We start from the raw sequence: 274 nt of genomic DNA, 5'->3' as shown, positions 1-274 counted from the left end.
ATCATATACAATTTGATTGGGGAGTGAACTATCGTTATAACAACATTGACGTAGACGATAGTGATTATGTTAAAAATATTAATAATATTAATACTTATCACCATTATGGTGGATTTGTTCAAGCGCAATTCACATTAATACCCGAGACGCTTAAGTTAATTGTTGGTAACCGCTCTGAAAAAAATAGCTTTACTGGCTGGGGGCATCAGCCGATGGCTCGTTTATTATGGACTCCGGAATCAAAGCATACCTTATGGGCGGCAATTTCACAGGG

1 protein-coding gene is annotated in these 274 nt (G+C 37.6%); it reads left to right on the top strand.

Features of this window, described 5'->3' with window-relative positions; translation table 11 throughout:
* Positions 1–23: 23 nt before the first annotated feature.
* On the top strand, positions 24–274 hold a 251-nt coding region (locus AAEZ06_RS27265; protein WP_350617218.1), incomplete at its 3' end, for a hypothetical protein.

It is taken from the genome of Pseudomonas sp. HY7a-MNA-CIBAN-0227 (assembly GCF_040310325.1).
GTDB lineage: Bacteria > Pseudomonadota > Gammaproteobacteria > Pseudomonadales > Pseudomonadaceae > Aquipseudomonas.
This window is presented reverse-complemented; position numbering and strand designations above follow the sequence as displayed.